Source organism: Pseudomonas sp. GW101-3H06, assembly GCF_059424605.1.
In genome coordinates this window covers 52,054-71,717 of the sequence record NZ_JBWKZO010000001.1, presented here as the reverse complement: position 1 = coordinate 71,717, position 19,664 = coordinate 52,054, and the positions used below count along the sequence as shown (strand labels likewise).

At 59.1% G+C, this 19,664-nt stretch carries 20 protein-coding genes and 1 pseudogene; 6 read left to right on the top strand and 15 right to left on the bottom strand.

The features are described from left to right. Nucleotides 1-3 precede the first annotated feature (3 nt). The 5 genes from AC07ZE_RS00385 to AC07ZE_RS00365 are packed head-to-tail and all read right to left on the bottom strand — an operon-like array spanning nt 4 to nt 3,906. The gene (locus AC07ZE_RS00385) at nt 4-639 is read right to left on the bottom strand and encodes an SCO family protein (protein WP_207259955.1); all 636 of its coding nucleotides are present in this window, start codon (nt 637-639) and stop codon (nt 4-6) included. Next, entirely contained in the window at nt 636-1,535 is a 900-nt protein-coding gene (gene cyoE, locus AC07ZE_RS00380; protein WP_095194465.1) for a heme o synthase, read from the bottom strand. The genes AC07ZE_RS00385 and cyoE overlap by 4 nt, the downstream gene beginning before the upstream one ends. Then, a complete protein-coding gene (locus tag AC07ZE_RS00375; RefSeq protein WP_207259953.1) occupies nt 1,523-2,596 on the bottom strand; it encodes a COX15/CtaA family protein in 1,074 nt (357 codons plus the stop codon). Before AC07ZE_RS00375 ends, cyoE begins: the two co-directional genes overlap by 13 nt. Nucleotides 2,597-2,606: 10 nt before the next feature. Further along, nucleotides 2,607-3,200, bottom strand: coding sequence for a PA_0111/PP_0108 family redox-active disulfide protein (locus AC07ZE_RS00370; protein WP_207259951.1), 594 nt, complete (start codon nt 3,198-3,200; stop codon nt 2,607-2,609). Beyond that, nucleotides 3,166-3,906 carry an SURF1 family protein gene (locus AC07ZE_RS00365; protein ID WP_207259950.1) on the bottom strand — a complete coding sequence of 247 codons (741 nt, stop codon included), beginning with the start codon at nt 3,904-3,906 and terminating at the stop codon, nt 3,166-3,168. Before AC07ZE_RS00365 ends, AC07ZE_RS00370 begins: the two co-directional genes overlap by 35 nt. Before the next feature lie 71 nt (nt 3,907-3,977). On the opposite strand from AC07ZE_RS00365, the gene AC07ZE_RS00360 reads away from it, so the two are divergent. Next, entirely contained in the window at nt 3,978-4,181 is a 204-nt protein-coding gene (locus tag AC07ZE_RS00360) for a twin transmembrane helix small protein (protein ID WP_095194462.1), read from the top strand. A gap of 12 nt (nt 4,182-4,193) precedes the next feature. Here the strand turns inward: AC07ZE_RS00360 and AC07ZE_RS00355 are convergent, their stop codons facing one another. From AC07ZE_RS00355 to coxB, 4 genes are all read right to left on the bottom strand, one after another. Further along, nucleotides 4,194-5,081: a cytochrome c oxidase subunit 3 gene (locus AC07ZE_RS00355; RefSeq protein ID WP_137805812.1), complete on the bottom strand. Its 888-nt coding sequence runs from the start codon at nt 5,079-5,081 to the stop codon at nt 4,194-4,196. A 25-nt stretch (nt 5,082-5,106) separates the two neighbouring features. Next, the gene (locus AC07ZE_RS00350) at nt 5,107-5,658 is read right to left on the bottom strand and encodes a cytochrome c oxidase assembly protein (protein WP_095194460.1); all 552 of its coding nucleotides are present in this window, start codon (nt 5,656-5,658) and stop codon (nt 5,107-5,109) included. A 126-nt stretch (nt 5,659-5,784) separates the two neighbouring features. Beyond that, the gene (ctaD, locus tag AC07ZE_RS00345; RefSeq protein ID WP_095194459.1) at nt 5,785-7,377 is read right to left on the bottom strand and encodes a cytochrome c oxidase subunit I; all 1,593 of its coding nucleotides are present in this window, start codon (nt 7,375-7,377) and stop codon (nt 5,785-5,787) included. An 82-nt stretch (nt 7,378-7,459) separates the two neighbouring features. Next, nucleotides 7,460-8,587: a cytochrome c oxidase subunit II gene (gene coxB / locus AC07ZE_RS00340; RefSeq protein ID WP_095194458.1), complete on the bottom strand. Its 1,128-nt coding sequence runs from the start codon at nt 8,585-8,587 to the stop codon at nt 7,460-7,462. Nucleotides 8,588-8,957: 370 nt separating this feature from the next. Between coxB and AC07ZE_RS00335 the strand changes: the two genes are divergently transcribed. Then, nucleotides 8,958-9,608, top strand: a complete 651-nt coding sequence (locus AC07ZE_RS00335) for a hypothetical protein (protein ID WP_207259949.1) — start codon at nt 8,958-8,960, stop codon at nt 9,606-9,608. 112 nt (nt 9,609-9,720) lie between these two features. Here AC07ZE_RS00335 and AC07ZE_RS00330 read toward each other — a convergent pair whose 3' ends face one another. From AC07ZE_RS00330 to AC07ZE_RS00320, 3 genes and pseudogenes are all read right to left on the bottom strand, one after another. Beyond that, nucleotides 9,721-11,247 carry a SulP family inorganic anion transporter gene (locus tag AC07ZE_RS00330; protein WP_207259948.1) on the bottom strand — a complete coding sequence of 509 codons (1,527 nt, stop codon included), beginning with the start codon at nt 11,245-11,247 and terminating at the stop codon, nt 9,721-9,723. A 90-nt stretch (nt 11,248-11,337) separates the two neighbouring features. After that, nucleotides 11,338-12,069, bottom strand: a complete 732-nt coding sequence (locus AC07ZE_RS00325) for a carbonic anhydrase (protein WP_207259947.1) — start codon at nt 12,067-12,069, stop codon at nt 11,338-11,340. A 242-nt stretch (nt 12,070-12,311) separates the two neighbouring features. Next, nucleotides 12,312-13,369 (bottom strand): annotated as a pseudogene (locus tag AC07ZE_RS00320) (PA0069 family radical SAM protein). A 207-nt stretch (nt 13,370-13,576) separates the two neighbouring features. On the opposite strand from AC07ZE_RS00320, the gene AC07ZE_RS00315 reads away from it, so the two are divergent. Beyond that, the gene (locus AC07ZE_RS00315; RefSeq protein WP_207259946.1) at nt 13,577-13,879 is read left to right on the top strand and encodes a hypothetical protein; all 303 of its coding nucleotides are present in this window, start codon (nt 13,577-13,579) and stop codon (nt 13,877-13,879) included. Nucleotides 13,880-14,096: 217 nt separating this feature from the next. Continuing rightward, on the top strand, nt 14,097-14,738 hold the full coding sequence (locus AC07ZE_RS00310) for a phosphatase domain-containing protein (protein WP_207259945.1): 642 nt from the start codon (nt 14,097-14,099) through the stop codon (nt 14,736-14,738). 45 nt (nt 14,739-14,783) lie between these two features. Here the strand turns inward: AC07ZE_RS00310 and AC07ZE_RS00305 are convergent, their stop codons facing one another. Both AC07ZE_RS00305 and prlC read right to left on the bottom strand, forming a co-directional pair. Continuing rightward, nucleotides 14,784-15,071, bottom strand: coding sequence for a YheV family putative zinc ribbon protein (locus AC07ZE_RS00305; RefSeq protein WP_095194451.1), 288 nt, complete (start codon nt 15,069-15,071; stop codon nt 14,784-14,786). After that, nucleotides 15,068-17,146 carry an oligopeptidase A gene (prlC, locus tag AC07ZE_RS00300; protein WP_207259943.1) on the bottom strand — a complete coding sequence of 693 codons (2,079 nt, stop codon included), beginning with the start codon at nt 17,144-17,146 and terminating at the stop codon, nt 15,068-15,070. The genes AC07ZE_RS00305 and prlC overlap by 4 nt, the downstream gene beginning before the upstream one ends. A 62-nt stretch (nt 17,147-17,208) precedes the next feature. Between prlC and AC07ZE_RS00295 the strand changes: the two genes are divergently transcribed. Together AC07ZE_RS00295 and AC07ZE_RS00290 are read left to right on the top strand one after the other, a co-directional pair. Continuing rightward, a complete protein-coding gene (locus AC07ZE_RS00295) occupies nt 17,209-17,754 on the top strand; it encodes a gamma carbonic anhydrase family protein (RefSeq protein ID WP_207259941.1) in 546 nt (181 codons plus the stop codon). A 28-nt stretch (nt 17,755-17,782) separates the two neighbouring features. Then, complete coding sequence (locus AC07ZE_RS00290) at nt 17,783-18,433, top strand: HAD family hydrolase (protein ID WP_207259939.1); 651 nt, start codon at nt 17,783-17,785, stop codon at nt 18,431-18,433. A 111-nt stretch (nt 18,434-18,544) separates the two neighbouring features. On the opposite strand, the gene AC07ZE_RS00285 is transcribed toward AC07ZE_RS00290, so the two are convergent. Continuing rightward, the gene (locus AC07ZE_RS00285) at nt 18,545-19,636 is read right to left on the bottom strand and encodes an aminopeptidase (protein ID WP_207259938.1); all 1,092 of its coding nucleotides are present in this window, start codon (nt 19,634-19,636) and stop codon (nt 18,545-18,547) included. Nucleotides 19,637-19,664: the final 28 nt, after the last annotated feature.

Here is a 19,664-nt window from a genome sequence, read left to right as displayed (position 1 = left end):
CACTTACTGACGGTTAAGCATCACCGGCAACTGCGCCACCAGCTTCACGTTGTTCAATGGCGCTCGAATAAACCCGCGCTGCGTCCCGTCCGGCCCGATCACTGCGAGGTTGCCGCTGTGGTCGACGGTGTAGTTCGGTTTACTGGTGTCCGCTGGAATGAACGGGATGCTCACAGCGTTGGCGACTTTCTGCAGCTCCTCGATTGAGGTCGGCGTCAGGCCGATGAACTGCGGATCGAAGTAACCCAGATACTGCTTGAGCTGCTTGGGTGTATCGCGGTTCGGGTCGACGCTGACCAGCACGATCTGCAACTTGTTCACCGCTTCAGGCGGCAATTCGCTCTTGATCTGGCGCAGTTGGGCGAGGGTGGTCGGGCAGATGTCCGGACAGAAGGTGTAGCCAAAGAACAACAGGCTCCACTTGCCTTTGAGCTCGTTGACCGCTACTGGCTTGCCGTCCTGATCGGTCATCTTCACATCCGGCAGATTGCGGCTCTGCGGCAGCAGGATGATGCCGGCATCGATCAGGGCCGTCGGATCGCCCTGACCTTTGCCGGTGAGCACTTTGTTGATGGTCAGGCCCATGACCAGCGCGATCAGGGCGACAAGGATGAAGACGGTTTTCTGGGTTCGGGTCATAGGTTCAACAATAGGTAGTGGTCTACGAGCAGGGCGATAAACAGCAGGAACAAGTAGTAGATAGAGTACTTGAAGGTGTTGATCGCCGCGTGCGGCCGAGTGCCACGGTACAGCACCACGGCCCATTGCAGAAACCTCGCGCCCAGGCCGATGGCGCAAATCAGGTAGAGCAGGCCGCTCATGTGGATCACGTAGGGCATCAGGCTGACGGCCAGCAGGGCGCAGGTGTAAAGCAGGATGTGGATTTTGGTGTAGTGCTCGCCGTGGGTCACCGGCAGCATCGGGATATCGGCCTTGGCGTATTCCTCTTTGCGGTGGATGGCCAGCGCCCAGAAGTGTGGCGGGGTCCACGCGAAGATGATCAGCACCAGCAACAGCGGTTCGGCGCTGATGTGACCGGTGGCGGCCGTCCAGCCGAGCAGGGGCGGAGCGGCACCGGCCAGCCCGCCAATCACAATGTTCTGTGGTGTCGCACGTTTGAGGAAGCCGGTGTAGACCACTGCATAGCCCAGCAGCGAGGCGAGGGTCAGCCACGCGGTCAGCGGATTGGTGAAGGCCAGCAACAATGCCTGGCCGAGCAATGCCAGTACCAGGGCAAAGGTCAGCGCGGCGGCAGGCGAGACGCGCCCTTCGGCCAAGGGGCGTTTGTGGGTGCGCGCCATCACCGCATCGATCCGCCGGTCCACCACATGGTTCACCGCCGCTGCTCCGCCGGCACACAAGGCAATGCCCAGATTGCCGAACACCAGCACGGTCCATGGCACCCCGGCGCGAGTGGCCAGGAACATCCCGACCAGCGAGGTGATGAGCATCAGCACCACCACCTTGGGTTTGGTCAGCTCCAGGTAGTCACGCCAGATTGCCTGGCTGTGCCGCTCGCCGATCAGAATCGCCATGGCATTTCTCCTTTTATTGTTATGGGCCCGGCTGAATGTTTACGCGGGCTGAAGCGCCAGCGATTCGGTTGCTTGATCCGAACCAGACTGGTCCGCGCGTGATAGTTGACCAGTACCATCGTCAGCAGCAGCGCCGCGCCCCCGGCGTTGTGCGCCACGGCCACCGGCAGCGGCAGGTGAAACAATACGTTGCTGATGCCCAGGGTGATTTGCGCGGTGAGGGCGATCAACACCAACCCGGCCAGCCGTGTCATGCCGACGACTTTCAGTTGCCAGGCCAGGCCGAGCAACACCAGGGTCACCAGCAGTGCGCCGATGCGATGCGTCAGATGAATCGCGGTGCGGGCATCGCTGTCCAGTTGCCCACCAAGGTAGTTCGGGCCGATGTGCTGCGTCAGGTGGAAGCCGTTGGCGAAATCGGCAGGGGGTAGCCATTGGCCGTGGCAGGTCGGGAAATCGATGCACGCCACGGCGGCATAGTTGGAGCTGACCCAGCCGCCGAGTGCGATCTGCCCGATCACCAGCAGCAGCGCGGCGGTCGCCCAGTGCTGCAAGCGACGCGGCACCGTCAGCGCCGGCAGTACGCCGGACAGGCGCAAGGTCAGTAGAAACAGCAGGCTTAAGGTGGCGAATCCGCCAAGCAAATGCCCGGTCACCACCTGCGGCCAGAGCTTGAGCGTGACCGTCCACATGCCGAAGGCAGCCTGGGCGAACACCACCGCCAGCAGGAACAGCGGCAGCTTCACTGGTTGCCCCGGGTCCCGACGATGAACCCAGGCACGACCGGCCAACACCGAAATCAGCAAGCCGAGGGTGCCGGCGAAGTAGCGATGGACCATCTCGTTCCAGCCCTTGTGGGCCTCCACCGGGGCATCCGGGAAATGCAATTCGGCATGGGCCAGTTGGGCTTCGCTTTTCGGCACGCTGATAAAGCCATAGCAACCAGGCCAGTCCGGGCAGCCGAGGCCGGCGTGAGTCAGGCGTGTATAGGCGCCGAGCAACACCACAATCAGTGCCAGGAAGGTGGCAAACAGCGCGAGGCGAAATCCAGGTTTGGCCATGACGATGCCCTTATCCGATGTTCGACAGTTTCAGCAGGTGTCGCAGGTCGTTGAGCAGTTCCTTGCCTTTGACCGACGGGTCGTAGCGCAGCACCAGATTGCCGTGGGGGTCGATGATCCACAGGTGTGCAGCTTCATTGCTCTGGGCACCTTTGGTGTAGATCTGCGAGTCCAGGGGATAGCGTTGCAACTGCGGGTACTCGCGTTGAAGTTTAGCCTCGTAATCACTGCTCAGTGGTTGGGTCACCGCCAGTGCGTGACTGGCGCGACCGGCATCACGACCGAGGCCGATCTGGATTTGTCGCGCCAGGTAAACCAGTTGCTGACAGTCCACCGAACACGCACTCGGTGCCGTGACCAGCAACTGCCAGCGATTTTCTTGCGCCTGCACGCCCAGGTCGGCGCGAGTCTGGCCGTTGCCGATCAATTCGCCGTGATAACTGCGACCTTCCGGTACCCAGAACTGCCATTTGTACATGCCGGTGGCGAGGATCATCGGACCGACCACCCCGAGCACAATCAGCAGCAGCTGCAAGCGTCCCTTGCGCCGGTTCACCGGCGTTTTTGCCTCAGACATGCTGGGTGGATTCATGGCCGCTCCCATGGTGTTTCTCCTTTGCGTTGTGCCAACCGAGGTAGAGATAAAGGCCGAGCAGGGCGACCGACATGGCGAACCACTGCACGGCATAAGCGATGTGTTTTTCCGGACCTGTGGCAACCACCGGCCAATCGGCCTGGTAAGTCGCGGGTCCGGTTTCTGCGCGTAATTCGTAGGCAAAGCCTTCGCGGTCCAGGGCTGTCCAGAGCGCGTTCGGGTCAATGGCCGTCAGCAGTTTTGGCCAGGTGCTGGTGCTGGGGTCGGCGTGAAGCTGGAAGACCGCGCCGGGGGACACGTAGACCCAGGCGTCGAGCCTCAGAGAGGCGTCGGGGGTGGTGAATTGCGGCGGTGTACGGCGATCCGGCCACGGCAGCCAGCCGCGATTGACCAGCAGCCACAGCCCGGTTGCCTGGTCCTGAAACGGTTGCAGCAGCTCGACCCCGACCTTGCCGCCACGCTGACGGTTATCCAGCAGCAGACTATGGGTGGCGTCGAACCGGCCGTGCAGGCGCACCCGGCGAAAGGCCGGGTCGGTGGTGTGTCGCAGTTCGGTGCTGGCCATCGGTTCGGCGGCCCGGCGCTCGCTCCAGGTTTGCAGCAGCGCGCTTTTCTCCGCGCCCCGGCTCAATTGCCAGAACCCGAGGGACACCAGCAGCGGCAGCAGGATTGCGACCACCAGCGTCGGCACAATGCCAGGCCGGAAACGCTTCATGGCGTCGCCAGCCAGTCGGTCAACGCGATAGCTATACTCATATGCATCGCTTGTCCCCCCGGAGTTCCACCATGCTCAAAGCAGCTATCGTCCTGATGCTGATTGCCACGGTTGTCAGCCTGTTCAGCGGCCTGTTTTTTCTGGTCAAGGACGACAGCAGCTCGAACCGCCTCGTCATTGCCTTGAGTGTTCGTGTGACGCTGGCCGCCTTGACCGTCGGCTTGATTGCCTGGGGTTTTTTCAGCGGCCAGCTTGTGTCTCAAGCGCCCTGGTAATGTGCGGCGGTCCTAAAGCACGTAGACAAAAATGAACAGCCCTATCCACACCACGTCCACGAAGTGCCAATACCAGCTTGCCGCCTCGAAGCCGAACTGATGCTCGTTGTCGAAGTGCCCGCGCAGGATGCGCATCAGCATCACGAACAGAATGATGGTGCCAATGGTCACGTGCGCGCCGTGGAAACCGGTGAGCATGAAGAAGGTGGCGCCGTAGATGCCCGAACCCAGGGTGAGGCCCAGCTCCTTGTAGGCATGAATGTATTCTTCGGCCTGGAACCCTAGGAACGCGCAGCCCAGCAATACGGTGATTGCCAGCCAGAGTTTCAACGCGCCGCGATGGCCCTTTTTCAAGGCATGGTGGGCGATGGTTATCGTGACGCTGGAGCTCACCAGCAACACGGTATTGAGCAACGGCAAGCCCCAGGGGCTTATGACGTCCTTCGGGGGCACGAAGAGTTTGGAATCCGGGTTGTTCAGCAGCGGCCAGGTCCACTCGAAGCCAGGCCATAGCAGATGCGCGAGGCCTTTGGTGCCTTCACCGCCAAGCGCCGGACCGGAAACGTGGCGCACGTAAAACAGTGCACCAAAGAAGGCGATGAAGAACATCACCTCCGAGAAAATGAACCAGCTCATGCCCCAGCGGAACGAGCGATCCATTTGTGCGCTGTACAAACCGCCGCGACTTTCCTTGATCACCGTGCCGAACCAGCCGAACAGCATGTAGGCCAGCAGCAGGCTGCCAACGAAGAAGATCAGCGGGCCGTGGGATTCCGGCCGCGCGGCTTTCAGATCATTGAACCAGGTGCCCAGGCCAAACACTGTGACGAACATCCCGACCGTGGCGATGATCGGCCATTTGCTCTGGGCCGGGACGTAATAATGTTCATGAGTTGCCATTTATTGTTCTCCTTATCGGGCACGCTCAACCGCCAGTGTTTACAGCTACCGGTGGATGTCGGGCGGTGATATCGAACAGCGTGTAGGACAGCGTCAGGTGCTTCACATCCTTGGGCATGTCTCGGTCAACAATGAAACGTACCGGCATCTCGATCCGTTGACCGGGCTGCAGCACTTGCTGGGTAAAGCAGAAACATTCGGTTTTGTGGAAATACGCCGCCGCGGCGCTTGGCGCGATGCTCGGCACGGCCTGGGCGCTCATCGGGCGGTCTGTGGGGTTGTGCGCAATGAAGATCATCTCGTTCACCGCCCCGGGGTTGGCCGTCAATTCATCGCTCTTGGGATAGAAATCCCAAGACATGTCGGCGGAATTGGTCGACAGAAACTGCACACGAACCTGCCGCGACGTATCAACCGTCTGCTCGCCCTCGTACTGCCCGGCGGTCTTGCCATTGATGCCGAAGACTTTGCACATCACGTCGTAGATCGGCACCAGGGCAAACCCGAAGACAAACATCGCTACCACCACCAGCAATAGACGGGTGACCAGCTTCTTCATTGAAATCGAGTCAGCCATGACTTTGAACTCCTACCCCAACCCCTGTGGGAGCGAGCCTGCTCGCGAGGCAGACGCCACGGTTTGGCAGGCATACCGCATCATCGTTCTTCGCGAGCGGGCTCGCTCCCACAAAGGAAACAGTGTTCATTTCACTTCCGGCGGCGTGGTGAACGTGTGGTACGGCGCCGGTGACGGAATGCTCCACTCCAGGCCTTCAGCCCCATCCCATGGTTTGGCCGGTGCAGGCGGGCCGCCGCGGATGGTCTTGATCACGATGAACAGGAAGAAGATCTGCGTGGCGCCGAACATGAACGCACCGATCGACGACACCATGTTGAAGTCGGCGAATTGCAGGTTGTAGTCCGGAATCCGCCGCGGCATGCCCGCCAGCCCCACGAAGTGCATCGGGAAGAAGGCCATGTTCATGCCGATGAACGACAGCCAGAAGTGCAGCTTGCCGAGGGTTTCGTCGTACATGTGGCCGGTCCACTTCGGCAGCCAGTAGTAGGCCGAGGCGAAGATCCCGAAAATCGCCCCCGGCACCAGTACGTAGTGGAAGTGCGCGACCACGAAGTAGGTGTCCTGGTACTGGAAGTCCGCCGGGGCAATGGCCAGCATCAACCCGGAGAAACCGCCGATGGAGAACAGGATCACGAATGCCACCGCGAACAGCATCGGCGTCTCGAAGGTCAGTGAGCCTTGCCACATGGTGCTGGCCCAGTTAAACACCTTCACCCCGGTCGGCACCGCGATCAGCAGCGTGGCGTACATGAAGAACAACTCGCCCACCAGCGGAATGCCCACTACGAACATGTGGTGCGCCCAGACGATGAACGACAGGAACGCGATACTCGCCGTGGCGTAGACCATCGAGGTGTAGCCGAACAGCGGCTTGCGCGAGAACGCCGGAATGATCGAGCTGACGGCACCGAAGGCCGGCAGGATCATGATGTACACCTCGGGGTGGCCGAAGAACCAGAACACATGCTGGAACAGCACCGGGTCACCGCCACCGGCGGCACTGAAGAAGCTGGTGCCGAAGTGGATGTCCATCAGCATCATCGTGACGCAACCGGCCAGCACCGGCATTACCGCAATCAGCAGGAACGCGGTGATCAGCCAGGTCCAGACGAACAATGGCATTTTCATCAACGTCATGCCGGGGGCGCGCAGGTTGAGGATGGTGGCGATCACGTTGATCGCGCCCATGATCGAACTGATCCCCATCAAGTGGATGGCGAAGATGAAGAAGGTCACGCTTTCCGGTGCATAGGTCGTTGATAGCGGCGCGTAAAACGTCCAGCCGAAATTCGGCCCGCCACCGGGGGTGAACAGGGTCGAGACCAGCAAAATGAACGCCGCCGGCAGCAGCCAGAAGCTGAAGTTGTTCATTCGCGGCAGGGCCATGTCCGGCGCGCCGATCATCAGCGGGACCATCCAGTTGGCGAGACCGACGAAGGCCGGCATCACCGCGCCGAACACCATCACCAGACCGTGCATGGTGGTCATCTGGTTGAAGAACTCCGGCTGGACGATCTGCAACCCCGGCTGGAACAGTTCGGCGCGAATCACCATCGCGAACGTTCCGCCCAGGAGGAACATGGCGAAAGCAAACCACAGGTACAGCGTGCCGATATCCTTGTGGTTGGTGGTCAGCACCCAGCGCATCAAGCCTTTGGCAGGGCCGTGGGCGTGGTCGGTGTGGGTATGAACAGGGTCATCAATTACAGCAGTCATGTCCTGTCTCCTGCAAACAGATGGGCTGGGCGGGCCGGGGCGCGTTGCCCCGACCGGTTGCTGATGTACGCAATAGACCGGGTCATTTGCTTTCCGCCTGTTTCAGCTCCAGCACTTCTTTAGGCGTGACCATGTCGCCCTTGTTGTTGCCCCAGGCGTTACGTTCGTAGGTCACGACCGCTGCGATATCGACTTCCGAGAGTTGCTTGCCGAACGCCGCCATCGAAGTGCCTGGCTTGCCATGGAAGACAATGCCCAAGTGAGCGTCCTTCGGTCCGGTGGCGATTTTCGAGCCCTTGAGCGCCGGGAACATCGGCGGCAAGCCCTGGCCTTCGGCCTGGTGACAGGCTACGCAAGTGGTGTGATAGACCTTGTCGCCACGCTCCTTGAGTTCGTCGAGGGTCCATTCCTTGCTGGTCAGCTCCTTGAGTTGCGCGGCTTCAGCCTTGCGCTCGCCCAGCCATTTCTCGTAATCGGCCTTTTCCTTGACCTCGACCACGATCGGCATGAATCCATGATCCTTGCCGCACAGCTCGGCGCATTGACCACGGTAGAGGCCGGGTTTTTCAACGCGGGTCCAGGCTTCGTTGACGAACCCCGGGATCGCATCACGCTTGACTGCGAAGGCCGGCACCCACCAGGAGTGGATCACGTCGGCGGAGGTCACGAGGAAACGCACCTTGGCGCCGATCGGCAGCACCAGAGGCTTGTCGACCTCGAGCAAGTAGTGCTCGCCCTTGGTTTCCTTGTTGTTGATCTGGTCGGCGGGTGTGGCCAGGTTGCTGAAGAACTCGACGTCCTGGCCCAGGTATTTGTAGTGCCACTTCCACTGATAGCCGGTGACCTGGATATCGATATCCGGCTCACTGGCGTCGTACATCTTGATCAGGGTCGCGGTCGCCGGAACCGCCATGGCCACCAGAATGATGAAGGGCACGATGGTCCAGAGGATTTCGACGGTGGTGCTTTCATGAAATTTTGCGGCGACCTGCCCGGTCGAGCGGCGATGCAGAATCATCGACCAGAACATGGCGCCAAAGACGATGATGCCGATCACTACACAGATCCAGAAAATGGTCATGTGCAGGTCAAATACAGCGTGACTGATTTCAGTCGCTCCAGGCGCCATATTCACAGTCCAGGCCGCTTGTGCCTGACTGAAAATCGACCACAACAGGAGGCCCATCCAGACATGTGGATGTCGCATCATTGCGGGTTCCCCTTATCGTTCTTGTTATCCCGCCGGCTTTCACCTGCGGCAAGGGAGCGGCTGCATCAGACTACGAACTTGAATCGCCGGGCCTTGCTGCAGTGCAGTCGGGCGTCATCAGCTAACTCCATTCATGAGCGAGTATAGACAGCGACTCTCAGCTGGCAATGTGAAGGCGTAAATCATCTGAAACAGCATTAACTTGCTTTGCAGGTCACGAATGGAGAAGGATGCAGACGAGTGGTGGCAAACCGATATAACGGAGACGTCTCAAGGATGAAACATTTATGACAAATGCGTCTTAGCATTTTTCGTAAGCCGGCTAAGTTATGTCTTCCCTATTTCATTGCCTTTGTTTCCTGGAGTTTTCATGAACACCGCCGCATTGCGCGAGCAGATCCAAAAAGCCCAACAACACGAAGCCGAAACCGGCCTGCTGACCCGTCAGCTGGAAAGCAAGCTGCCTCATCTACACCCGGCGATCCAATTGCCGGAAGCGGACGCCAATGGCGTGCTGACGCGTTTTGTCGCCGCCTATATCGACGAAGTTCCTGATCTGCTGGAAGCAGCCAATGAAGTCGCCAGGGAAGCGGGCATCGAGTCACAGATCACACCGGTGCTGAAAATCGCCGAGCAGTACTTCCTCCAGCCGCCGGCGATCATGGCCGGGCACGTCGGGCTCGACAGCCTGCTGGACGAAGCTTACCTGGCGCATCGGTTTGTCGAAGAGGTCAACGACCTGTACATCAAGCATTTCGGCCAGCCACTGATCCCCTTGGACATGACGGTCGCCAATCTGATTGCTCACCAGCTGATCGGTGAGGAATTTGCCAACCAACTGGACGAGGCCGTGCATCACACGGTGGACGAGATGCTCGACGACGAAAGCTTTGCGCTGGAGTCGGTCGAAACCTACCGCGAGAAGCTCAGCAGCCCGGACACCGGCGCCGCGTGGAAACGCTGGCCGTGCATGTCCCGCCGCCTGGGTGTGGGGCTGGAGCTGGATCAAACCGTGGCGTAGTTCCCCTCCGAACATGCGAGAGCGAGCCTGCTCGCGAATGCTTTTTGATCATTCAACATTTATGTCGACTGACAGAATGCTTTCGCGAGCAGGCTCGCTCCCACAGGGTTACTCAGCCAGCCGCGCCGATACCGGTATTGGTCCGCACCCGTCCTTCAAGCCTGCGCTTCAACCCTCGGGATTCGATCAACAACTTCGAGCCCTTGGCCGCATTCGCCCGACCCCACTCCTCCAGCAATTCCAGACACGAATGATCGATGTAGCTCAGGTTGTTGAGCGGCACATGCACCGTTGCGCCGGGCGGAATGCTGCCCAGTACTCGAGTCAGCGCCGGCACTTTGAGAAAGGTCGCCGCGCCCACCAGGCGCAGCTCCATTTCGCCGTCCTGGGGCAGGTCGATCAGGCTTATTTTCAGCCGTGAAGCCTTCAGCGCCAGTTTCACCAGGGTCAGGCCGAAACCGATCAGTACACCGGTCAGCAAGTCGGTGAAGATGATCGCCAATGCCGTCGCAGCGTAAGTGAACATGGGCATTCGGCCATAACGACCCAAGCCGCGGAAGGCCTTGAGGTCCACCAGCTTGAAGCCGGTATAGACCAACACACCGGCCAGGCTCGCCACAGGAATGCTTTGCAGCACGCTCGACAGCAGCAACACGAACGCCAGCAACCACAACCCGTGGAAAATCGTCGAGTAACGGGTAGTGGCACCGGCCTGGACATTGGCCGAGCTGCGCACGATCACCCCGGTCATCGGCAACGCACCGAGCAATCCGCAGAGCATGTTGCCCACACCTTGAGCCGACAGTTCACGGTCGAAGTCCGACCGTTGGCCACTGTGCATGCGATCCACGGCCGCGGCGGACAGCAGCGTTTCGGCACTGGCGATGAAGGCCACGGCGAACGCGGCGATCAATAATGCGGGATCAGCCAGATTGAGCAGGTCCGCAGGTTTTAACCAGTCGATGGCTTCGGCCAGGTTGGCAGGTACTTCGACCCGTTTGACGGGCAATGCCAGCATCAGACTGGCGATCGTTGCCAAACCGACCCCGAGCAACGCTCCGGGAATGAAGCGCAGTGAGTGCGGTCGCAGTTTTTCCCACAGCCACATCACGGCGATGGTCGAAAGTCCGAGCAGACCGGCCTGCCAGCCGAAGGATGGCAGTGCCTGGGCCACCGCACCCGGGAATGCCGTGAGGTTATCCAGGCCAGAGGGTTTCGGTGCGGCGTCGAGCATCACATGCACCTGCGACAGCACGATCAGCACGCCAATCCCGGCGAGCATGCCGTACACCACCGCAGGCGCGGTGACCCTGAACCAGCAACCCAGCTTCAAGCGGCCGGCCACCAGTTGCAGAAAACCTGCCAATAGCAGAATCGGCCCGAGCATGGCTATACCGTGCTGGCGCACCAGTTCAAATACCAGCACAGCCAGACCTGCCGCGGGACCGCTGACTTGCAGTGGAGAGCCCGCCAGCCAGCCCACAACCAGACCGCCGACGATCCCGGTGATCAGGCCTTTGGCCGGAGGCAGTCCCGAAGCGATGGCGATGCCCATGCACAGCGGCAGGGCGACCAGAAACACAACCACCGAAGCCAGCAGCTCCCGTGGCAGAACAGCTTTGAGTTGAGCAGCACGCATGGTGACTCTCCCGAAGATTTCTTCAGGCATGGCAAGGCCGGGCCGCTGAAACAGCGGCCGGCGTCAAACCACACAGATGGTTAGGAGGATTTAGAAGCGCGCTTTAGGCGTCGCCACCGGAATCGGATGGCTGCCGTCGAGCGGCAGGAAACGACCCTGATCCGCGTCGTAAGCTTTGATTTCGCTGGTTTCGATGTCGTAGACCCAGCCATGGATGAACAGTTGACCGTTCGCCATGCGCGAGGCTACAGAGGGATGGGTCCGCAAGTGCTGCAACTGAGCGATGACATTTTCATCGGTGAGAACATGCATGCGCTCGTTTTCGTCGGCGCAGTTGCAGTTGTCGTGAACCATGGTTTTCGCGACTTCCGCATGCCGCAGCCAGGCTTTGACCGTGGGCATTTTTTCCAGGCTGTCGGGATTGAGCACCGCACGCATCGCGCCACAATCGGAGTGGCCGCAGATGATGATGTGTTGTACGCCCAGTGCCAGCACCGCGTACTCGATGGCCGTGGAAACACCACCGTTCATCTGGCCGTAAGGCGGTACGACGTTGCCGACGTTGCGGGTGACGAACAGGTCGCCAGGCGAGCTATGGGTGATGAGCTCGGGCACGATGCGCGAGTCGGCGCACGTAATGAACATCGCCCTTGGCTGCTGGGCCGTGGCGAGTTTTTTGAAGAGTTCTTCCTGCTGCGGAAAGACCTCATGATGAAAATGCAAAAAGCCGTCAACGATGTGCTTCAACGCTGCATCGGCGGACTCCGCCTGGGGTTGGGCAGAAGCCGACGCAGCCAACGGCTGTTTATCCTTGTCACTCATGATTCATCCTCTTTGGCGGACTCAGGAAGTCATTCCGTGTTGTCCGGTGTGAAGCCAGTGGCTGGTTAAAAACATCCGGGTCAAAAAGCCCGACCCGTCAGTCACTCGATGAACAAGGTAGCTGCCGAATCTTAATTGAAACTGAATAAAACGCTCTAGCACGCCTGTTCCCGGTCACAAAAAACGTGACCAGCCTAAAGTTTGCACGGGTTTCCCAGTACTCAACCATAGGCCAATTGTCCTCAAATCAGTGACATTTGGCGACCTGGCGGACAAAAGGCTGTGCAATCCAGATTGAAGCCTTCCCGACGATTAAGCCCCAGGCGCTTGATGGTTTTGGCAAAGCGTTGCGCCAGCAAGTCGGCAAAGGGGCCTTCGCCACGCATCCGTGCCCCGAAGCGACTGTCGTACAGTTCACCACCACGGCTCTGGCGAATCAGGCTCAGCACATGTGCAGCCCGTTGCGGGTAGTGGGCGGCCAGCCACTCTTCGAACAGCGGGGCCACTTCCAACGGCAGACGTAACATCATGTAGGCAGCACTTTGTGCCCCGGCTGCATGGGCCTCGGTGAGCAGGTTTTCGAGTTCGCTGTCGTTGATCATCGGAATCATCGGTGAACACAGCACCCCCACCGGTACTCCCGCGTCACGCATGACCCTGATCGCCCTTAACCGGGCCTTTGGCGCCGCAGCCCGGGGTTCGAGGATGCGCTTGAGTTCGTCGTCCAGACTGGTCAGGCTGATCATCACCGCCACCAACCTTTGCCGGGCCAGTTCAGTCAGCAGGTCCAGATCACGAAGAATCAGTGAGCCCTTGGTGACGATGGTTACCGGATGGCGGTAACGCAGCAGCACTTCGAGGGTTTGTCGGGTGAGCTGGTATTCGCGCTCGATCGGTTGATAGGGATCGGTATTGGAGCCGAGGTTGATCGGCGCGCATTGATAACCGCGTTGGACAGTTGTTCCTCCAGCACGTCCACGGCGTTGGTCTTGGCGATCAGTTTGGTTTCGAAATCCAGCCCCGGCGACAGGTCCCAGTAGGCGTGGCTGGGGCGCGCATAACAATAGATGCAACCGTGTTCGCAGCCACGGTAGGGGTTGATCGAGCGATCGAAGGGCAGATCCGGCGAGTTATTGCAGGTGATGATGGTCTTCGCCGTCTCGATGCGCACCTCGGTGCCCTGGGTCATCGGCACTTCCTGAAACCAACCGTCGTCCTCGGCCACTGAACGGTTGGGGGTGAAGCGGTTGTGCGGGTTGGTCGCGGTGCCGCGTCCGCGAGGAGGCAGGGGGCTAGCCATCAGTGTGATCCTTTAGCTGTATGTGCATACAGTATCCGAGGTTCGACTGGCAGACCAGTGCCGTTCGGCGTCCAAAGAGTTTTTGAGCGTTTCCAAATCGCCGATGTTCATGACGGGAAACATATCGCCGGTAGTGTTCTGCTATTTCATCAGTACCCTCTACGTCACACGAAATGATCGTGTATTCATTAATAAAAGGATTTATTTATGTCGAATTACAATCAACGTGGCGTATTTCTGCAGTTATTACGACCCTCTGTCGTGAACCCAAAGGAAATGCGGGTTTCCATGCAGTTTGCACTCAAGGAAGAAGGCTACGACCCGGTCATCGGTGATGTCACCTGCTCCTTGCTCGACTCGACCATTCGCGAGGCCGTATCGAATGACGGCGGTGCCACCTTTACAATCAAAAGCCCCACTGACGTTGACGGTGATGGCGCCATCGACGCGCAGGACAAGGTGGTATTGGTGGGGCTGGCAAAAGCTTATTCGAAGATTATCAACCCCTGACCCGCAGATATATCTGGCTCTTCAAGCAGGTAACGCCTATAGCCAGCGATATAAAACGGCACTTTGGTTTTGTGCCGTTTTTTTATTTTTTGAACTGTATATTTCAAAAAAACAAATAGAGCCTCCAATTCACAATTCTTTGACGGACACCTCACAGGCCTTTAACCAGCCAGTAGCGACACTACGACCACTCACACTTTCCCATGGTCGTCCAAGTATGTCCTTAGCGCGTCTTTCAATTGCGACGATACTGTTATCACTGTCCGCATTGTTCACTTTCGTCCATGCCGACGACGCCACGTCGCCACGTCCCACAGAATGGGCGCAACCGGTCGAGGCGCAATACAAACTGTTTCAGATGTCGCCGACGCTTTACCGCAGCGCGCTGCCCGACAGTGGCGCGGTGCCGTTGCTGGAAAAACTCAAGGTTGCGACGGTGATCAATTTTCTGCCCGAGCCGGATTCTCGCTGGCTGATGACACCTGCTATTGCCCAAGTGCAACTGCCTTATCGCACCGATCATGTTGATGATGCCGACGTACTCAAGGCGCTGCGTGCCATTCAAGCCGCCGAGGCCACTGGCCCGGTGCTGATGCACTGCAAGCATGGTTCTGACCGGACCGGCCTGATGGCGGCCATGTACCGCGTAGTGGTGCAGGGTTGGAGCAAGGAGGATGCGTTGAGTGAAATGACTGAAGGTGGCTTTGGTGACAGTACCCACTTCAAGGATGGCGTTCGTTACATGATGCGAGCTGATGTCGAGAAGCTTCGCACGGCGTTGGCCAATGGCGATTGCAGCACGAGCCCGTTCGCGGCGTGTTCGATGAAGAACTGGTTCCAGTCAGCCCATCTGCAGTAGCAACGCCATCCACCGCCTTGCGCGGTGGAAGGGCGTCTTTGCGACTCAATGCTGCTCGTCAGGCTTTTTCTTCAGTTTTGGGTTCGGAAAAAACTGCACGGCTTGCACTTTGGTATCCGGTGTTTTCACCGCGGGCGTATTGACCCGCGTGCCCAATTCCTTGGGCACGGACAGACCTTGTTCATTCAGCGTGTCGGAATAACCGCAGGCCACGCACTCGCGATGTGGCACGCTGTCTTCGTTCCACATCATCAACTTGTCCGGCTCGCTGCAGGCCGGGCAAACCGCGCCAGCGATAAAGCGTCGTTTGGTAATCACGGGACCCTCGCTCATGCTGCCGCGCCCTCGGTCAGGCCGCTGTGGCGCAACAGGGCGTCAATCGATGGCTCACGGCCACGGAAGTCGACGAACAGCACCATCGGTTCCTGAGAGCCGCCGCGCGCAAGAATGGCTTCGCGGAATGCACGACCGGTCTCGGCGTTGAGTACGCCTTCCTCTTCGAACTTCGAGAAGGCATCCGCCGACAGCACTTCTGCCCATTTGTAGCTGTAGTAACCCGCGGCGTAACCGCCGGCGAAGATATGGGCGAAGCTGTTCGGGAAGCGGTTATAGGCCGGAGGACGCATCACCGAAACCTCGTCACGTACGCCTTCGAGCACTTGCAGCACACTGCGACCGTCACCGTGGGTGGCGTGCAGTTCGAAGTCGAACAGCGAAAATTCCAGCTGGCGCACCATCATCAGGCCGGACTGGAAGTTCTTCGCCGCGAGCATTTTTTGCAGCAGGTCCTGAGGCAGAGGCTCGCCGGTTTCGTAATGACCGGAAATCAGTGCCAGGCCTTCCGGCTCCCAGCACCAGTTCTCCATGAACTGGCTCGGCAACTCGACCGCATCCCAGGCCACGCCGTTGATACCGGATACGCCGGCATGCTCGACACGGGTCAGCAGGTGATGCAGGCCATGACCGAATTCGTGGAACAGGGTGGTCACTTCATCGTGGGTCAGCAGCGCAGGTTTGCCGCTGTCGGCCGGGGTGAAGTTGCACACCAGGTTGGCCACCGGGCTTTGCAGCACGCCCTCGGCGGTACGACGACGATCGCGCGCGCCGTCCATCCAGGCACCGCCACGCTTGTTGGCGCGGGCGTACAGGTCGAAGAAGAAGCGGCCGACGTGCTGACCGTTTTCCTTGATCTCGAACAGGCGGACATCCGGGTGCCAAGTGTCGAAACCTGTTTGCTCGGCGATCTGGATGCCGTACAAACGTTGCACGATGGCGAACAGGCCGCTCAGTACTTTATCGATCGGGAAGTAGGCACGCAGGGCTTCCTGGGCAACGCTGTAACGCTGCTCGCGAAGTTTTTCACCGTAGAAACCGCTGTCCCAGCTTTGCAGGTCCGGGCAGCCTTGTTCGGCAGCGTAGGCCTTGAGCTGTTGCAAATCCTGAGCGGCGAACGGCTTGCTGCGCTTGGCCAGGTCACGCAGGAAACTCAATACCTGATCGCTGGATTCGGCCATCTTGGTCGCCAGGCTCAACTCCGAGAAACTGGCGAAGCCCAAGAGTTTCGCCAACTCCTGACGCAGATCGAGAATTTCTCCCATGACCGGGCCGTTATCATTCTGACCGGCATTCGGACCCTGGTCCGACGCCCGGGTGCAGTAGGCCGCGTAGACTTCTTCGCGCAGCGCACGGTCCTGGGCGTAGGTCATCACCGCGTAGTAGCTCGGGAATTCCAGGGTGATCAGCCAGCCTTCAAGGTCTTTGGCCTGGGCGGCGGCGGCCATTTGCGCCTTGGCCGAATCAGTCAGGCCGGCGAGGGCGGCTTCATCGGTGATGTGCTTGGTCCAGGCCTGGGTTGCATCCAGCAGCTGGTTGGAGAAGCGGCTGCCCAGTTCGGACAACTTGCTTTGTACTTCGGCGTAACGCTTTTGCTCGGCTTCAGGCAAATCGATACCCGACAGGCGGAAATCGCGCAGGGCGTGTTCCAGGATGGTTTTTTGCGCCACGTCGAATCCGGCGGCTTCCGGGCTGTTGGCCAGGGCTTCATAGGCCTGGAACAGTTCACGGTTCTGGCCCAGTTCGGTGGAGTAGGCGCTCAAGGCCGGCAGGCAGGATTCATAGGCTTCGCGCAATTCGGCGCTGTTGCACACGGCATTCAAGTGGCTGACCGGGCTCCAGGCCGCACCCAGTCGATCATTGAGCTCGTCCATCGCCAATACCAGGCCGGCCCAGGTCGGTTGTTTGCCCTGGGTCTTGAGGATCTCGATAATGGCGGCGCGGTTGTCAGCCAGGATCTGTTCAATGGCCGGTTGCACGTGTTCGGCACGGATCGTGGAGAACGGCGGCAGGTCGTAGGACTGCAAAAGAGGGTTGTTCACGCTCACGGTTGACACCTTGGCTGGAAGAAACATGCAGCCATCTTAATTACAATCGACACTCACCGCAGCTATCAGCGACAGAGAGAGAACCTATCGTGTCCCTTCGCAAGTATCAGAACCACACGCCGTTGCTCGCCAAAGGCGCTTTTGTCGACCGCTCGGCGGTGGTGATCGGCGACGTCGAGATCGGCGAAGACAGCTCGGTATGGCCATTGACGGTGATCCGCGGCGACATGCACCGCATCCGCATCGGTGAGCGCACCAGCGTTCAGGATGGCTGCGTGCTGCACATTACCCACGCCGGACCGTTCAACCCCGACGGTTTCCCGTTGCTGATCGGCGATGATGTGACCATCGCTCATAAAGTCATGCTGCATGGATGTACGGTCGGCAGTCGGGTGTTGATCGGCATGGGCAGCATCGTCATGGACGGCGCGGTGGTTGCCGACGATGTGATCATCGGCGCCGGCAGTCTGGTGCCACCGGGCAAACGTCTGGAAAGCGGTTTCCTGTATGTGGGCAGTCCGGTGAAACAGATCCGGCCCCTGACTGACAAGGAACAAGCCTTCTTCACTTACAGCGCGGCGAACTACGTGAAGCTCAAGGATCTGCATCTGGCTGAAGGCTATGACCAGATCTGAAATGTCTCGCTATTGCCCAGGAATTTTCATGCATTACCAAACCGTTTTGTTCGACCTTGATGGCACCCTGACCGATCCACGCGAAGGCATCACCCGTTCGATTCAGTTCGCCTTGAGCAAGCTTGGTATCGATGAGCCCGACCTGACCAAACTCGAACATTTCATCGGCCCGCCGTTGTTGCAGGCGTTCATGCAGTTTTATGACTTCGATGAGGCCAAGGCGTGGGAGGCGGTGAATTTCTACCGCGAGCGCTTCAAGGTCACCGGCCTGTATGAAAACCGCGTGTTCGAAGGCGTCATGCCGCTGCTGGAAACTCTTGGCGGACAAGGAAGACAGCTGTACATCGCGACCTCCAAGCCCTGGGTCTTCGCCCGGGAAATCGCCCGCCATTTCGACTTCGCCAAACACTTCAAAGTGATCTACGGCAGCGAACTGGACGGTACCCGAACCAACAAGGTCGAATTGATCGCCCACTTGATGGCCGAAGAAGGCCTCGACCCGACCAGCACACTGATGATCGGCGACCGCAAACACGACCTGATCGGCGCACGCAGCAATGGGCTGGACGCGGCGGCAGTGGGTTACGGATTTGGCAGTCGCGAAGAGTTGAGCGCCGAGACCCCGGCCTATCATTTTGAAACGCTGGATGAGATGCACCGGGCGTTTTTGCAGCGTTAGTGAAATCGCCTTCGCGGGCAAGCCACGCTCCCACAGTAATTTTGGTTGTTCACAAGTTTTGTGTTTAAACCCAATCCCTGTGGGAGCGGGCTTGCCCGCGAAGAGACCCGCTCAGGCACCGGAAATTCTGGATTCCGTCAGAGCCTTCAGCGCCAACTTACGCTGTTCAACCGGCATCGCCCCCAACTGCTCGACCTGCGTATAAAACCTCACCCAATCCCCACCCACCTGCTTGAACAACGCCGCAAACGCCGGGACCCATTGGTCGTACAGGCCGAACGGCAGCAACCGTGCATTGTTCATCGGTGCATAAATCCACGCGTCGTAACGCTTATCTCCCGCCCATTGGCTGTCACGTAGTTGTCGATACTCGCCGCGCATACGCTCGAATTCCGCCGCTTTGCGCTGGCGCATTTGTTCGGGGGGCAGTGGCAGGGTGTAGAGCTTTTCAAGCCGGGTGCGGGCGTTCAGCACCAGTTGAATGAACTGATCCCGTCGTTGTGCTTGTGTCCCGGTGTCTGGCGGCAGGCTTCGGTAGGCACGCCATTGGCGGGTGCCTTCCTGCTCGACGAAGGTGGCGAATGATTCGTTGAACTCAGTGTCATCCTTCACGTAAATGCGCTGATGCGCCAGTTCGTGAAAAATCAACGTGGCCAGGCGCTCGTCGCCCCAACCCAGCATTGAGCTCATGATCGGATCGTTGAACCAGCCCAGGGTCGAATAGGCTTCGACGCCACCGATCGATACGTCCATGCCCTGCAAGCGTTGCAGCGCCGCCTCGCCACGGGCCGCGCTCTGGCTGTAGTAACCGCGATAGGCCACGCAACCGGCGACAGGAAAGCAATGGTTCTGCGGCTTCAGGGAGAATTCTGGCGTGACAAATACATTCCAGACGACGAAGGGACGGCCAATGTCCGCATACAAGCGGTAGCTTTGGTTGTCAGGCAGGTGCAACTGTTGGCTGGCGAAGGTCCGGGCCTTTTGAGATTCGGCGAGGTGCGCACGCAGTTTCAGATCTCGATGAGGATCGGCAATCACGTTGGAAACCGGTTCCCGTGCCCGCAGCAGTTGCCATTGACCACTGGCCAATTGGCTGTAGTAGCTGACGCTGGAGCAACCGTTGAGCAACAAAAGCAACACACCCGGAAACAAAATGCGTAAAACGCGATCAAGTAACCCAAGGCTTGGACACGGCCTGATCAAAATAAAAAATTCCTGGAGAGTCTGCTCG

Coding starts and splice junctions, on each gene's coding strand:
- AC07ZE_RS00370 (WP_207259951.1), bottom strand. CDS start 3,200: ATGGGAGCGGCCATGAATCCACCCAGCATGTCTGAGGCAAAAACGCCG.
- cyoE (WP_095194465.1), bottom strand. CDS start 1,535: ATGGCGATTCTGATCGGCGAGCGGCACAGCCAGGCAATCTGGCGTGAC.
- AC07ZE_RS00325 (WP_207259947.1), bottom strand. CDS start 12,069: ATGAGTGACAAGGATAAACAGCCGTTGGCTGCGTCGGCTTCTGCCCAA.
- ctaD (WP_095194459.1), bottom strand. CDS start 7,377: ATGACTGCTGTAATTGATGACCCTGTTCATACCCACACCGACCACGCC.
- AC07ZE_RS00350 (WP_095194460.1), bottom strand. CDS start 5,658: ATGGCTGACTCGATTTCAATGAAGAAGCTGGTCACCCGTCTATTGCTG.
- AC07ZE_RS00355 (WP_137805812.1), bottom strand. CDS start 5,081: ATGGCAACTCATGAACATTATTACGTCCCGGCCCAGAGCAAATGGCCG.
- AC07ZE_RS00330 (WP_207259948.1), bottom strand. CDS start 11,247: ATGCGTGCTGCTCAACTCAAAGCTGTTCTGCCACGGGAGCTGCTGGCT.
- AC07ZE_RS00360 (WP_095194462.1), top strand. CDS start 3,978: ATGCTCAAAGCAGCTATCGTCCTGATGCTGATTGCCACGGTTGTCAGC.
- AC07ZE_RS00290 (WP_207259939.1), top strand. CDS start 17,783: ATGCATTACCAAACCGTTTTGTTCGACCTTGATGGCACCCTGACCGAT.
- AC07ZE_RS00310 (WP_207259945.1), top strand. CDS start 14,097: ATGTCCTTAGCGCGTCTTTCAATTGCGACGATACTGTTATCACTGTCC.
- AC07ZE_RS00305 (WP_095194451.1), bottom strand. CDS start 15,071: ATGAGCGAGGGTCCCGTGATTACCAAACGACGCTTTATCGCTGGCGCG.
- AC07ZE_RS00375 (WP_207259953.1), bottom strand. CDS start 2,596: ATGGCCAAACCTGGATTTCGCCTCGCGCTGTTTGCCACCTTCCTGGCA.
- coxB (WP_095194458.1), bottom strand. CDS start 8,587: ATGATGCGACATCCACATGTCTGGATGGGCCTCCTGTTGTGGTCGATT.
- AC07ZE_RS00335 (WP_207259949.1), top strand. CDS start 8,958: ATGAACACCGCCGCATTGCGCGAGCAGATCCAAAAAGCCCAACAACAC.
- AC07ZE_RS00365 (WP_207259950.1), bottom strand. CDS start 3,906: ATGAAGCGTTTCCGGCCTGGCATTGTGCCGACGCTGGTGGTCGCAATC.
- AC07ZE_RS00315 (WP_207259946.1), top strand. CDS start 13,577: ATGTCGAATTACAATCAACGTGGCGTATTTCTGCAGTTATTACGACCC.
- AC07ZE_RS00385 (WP_207259955.1), bottom strand. CDS start 639: ATGACCCGAACCCAGAAAACCGTCTTCATCCTTGTCGCCCTGATCGCG.
- prlC (WP_207259943.1), bottom strand. CDS start 17,146: ATGTTTCTTCCAGCCAAGGTGTCAACCGTGAGCGTGAACAACCCTCTT.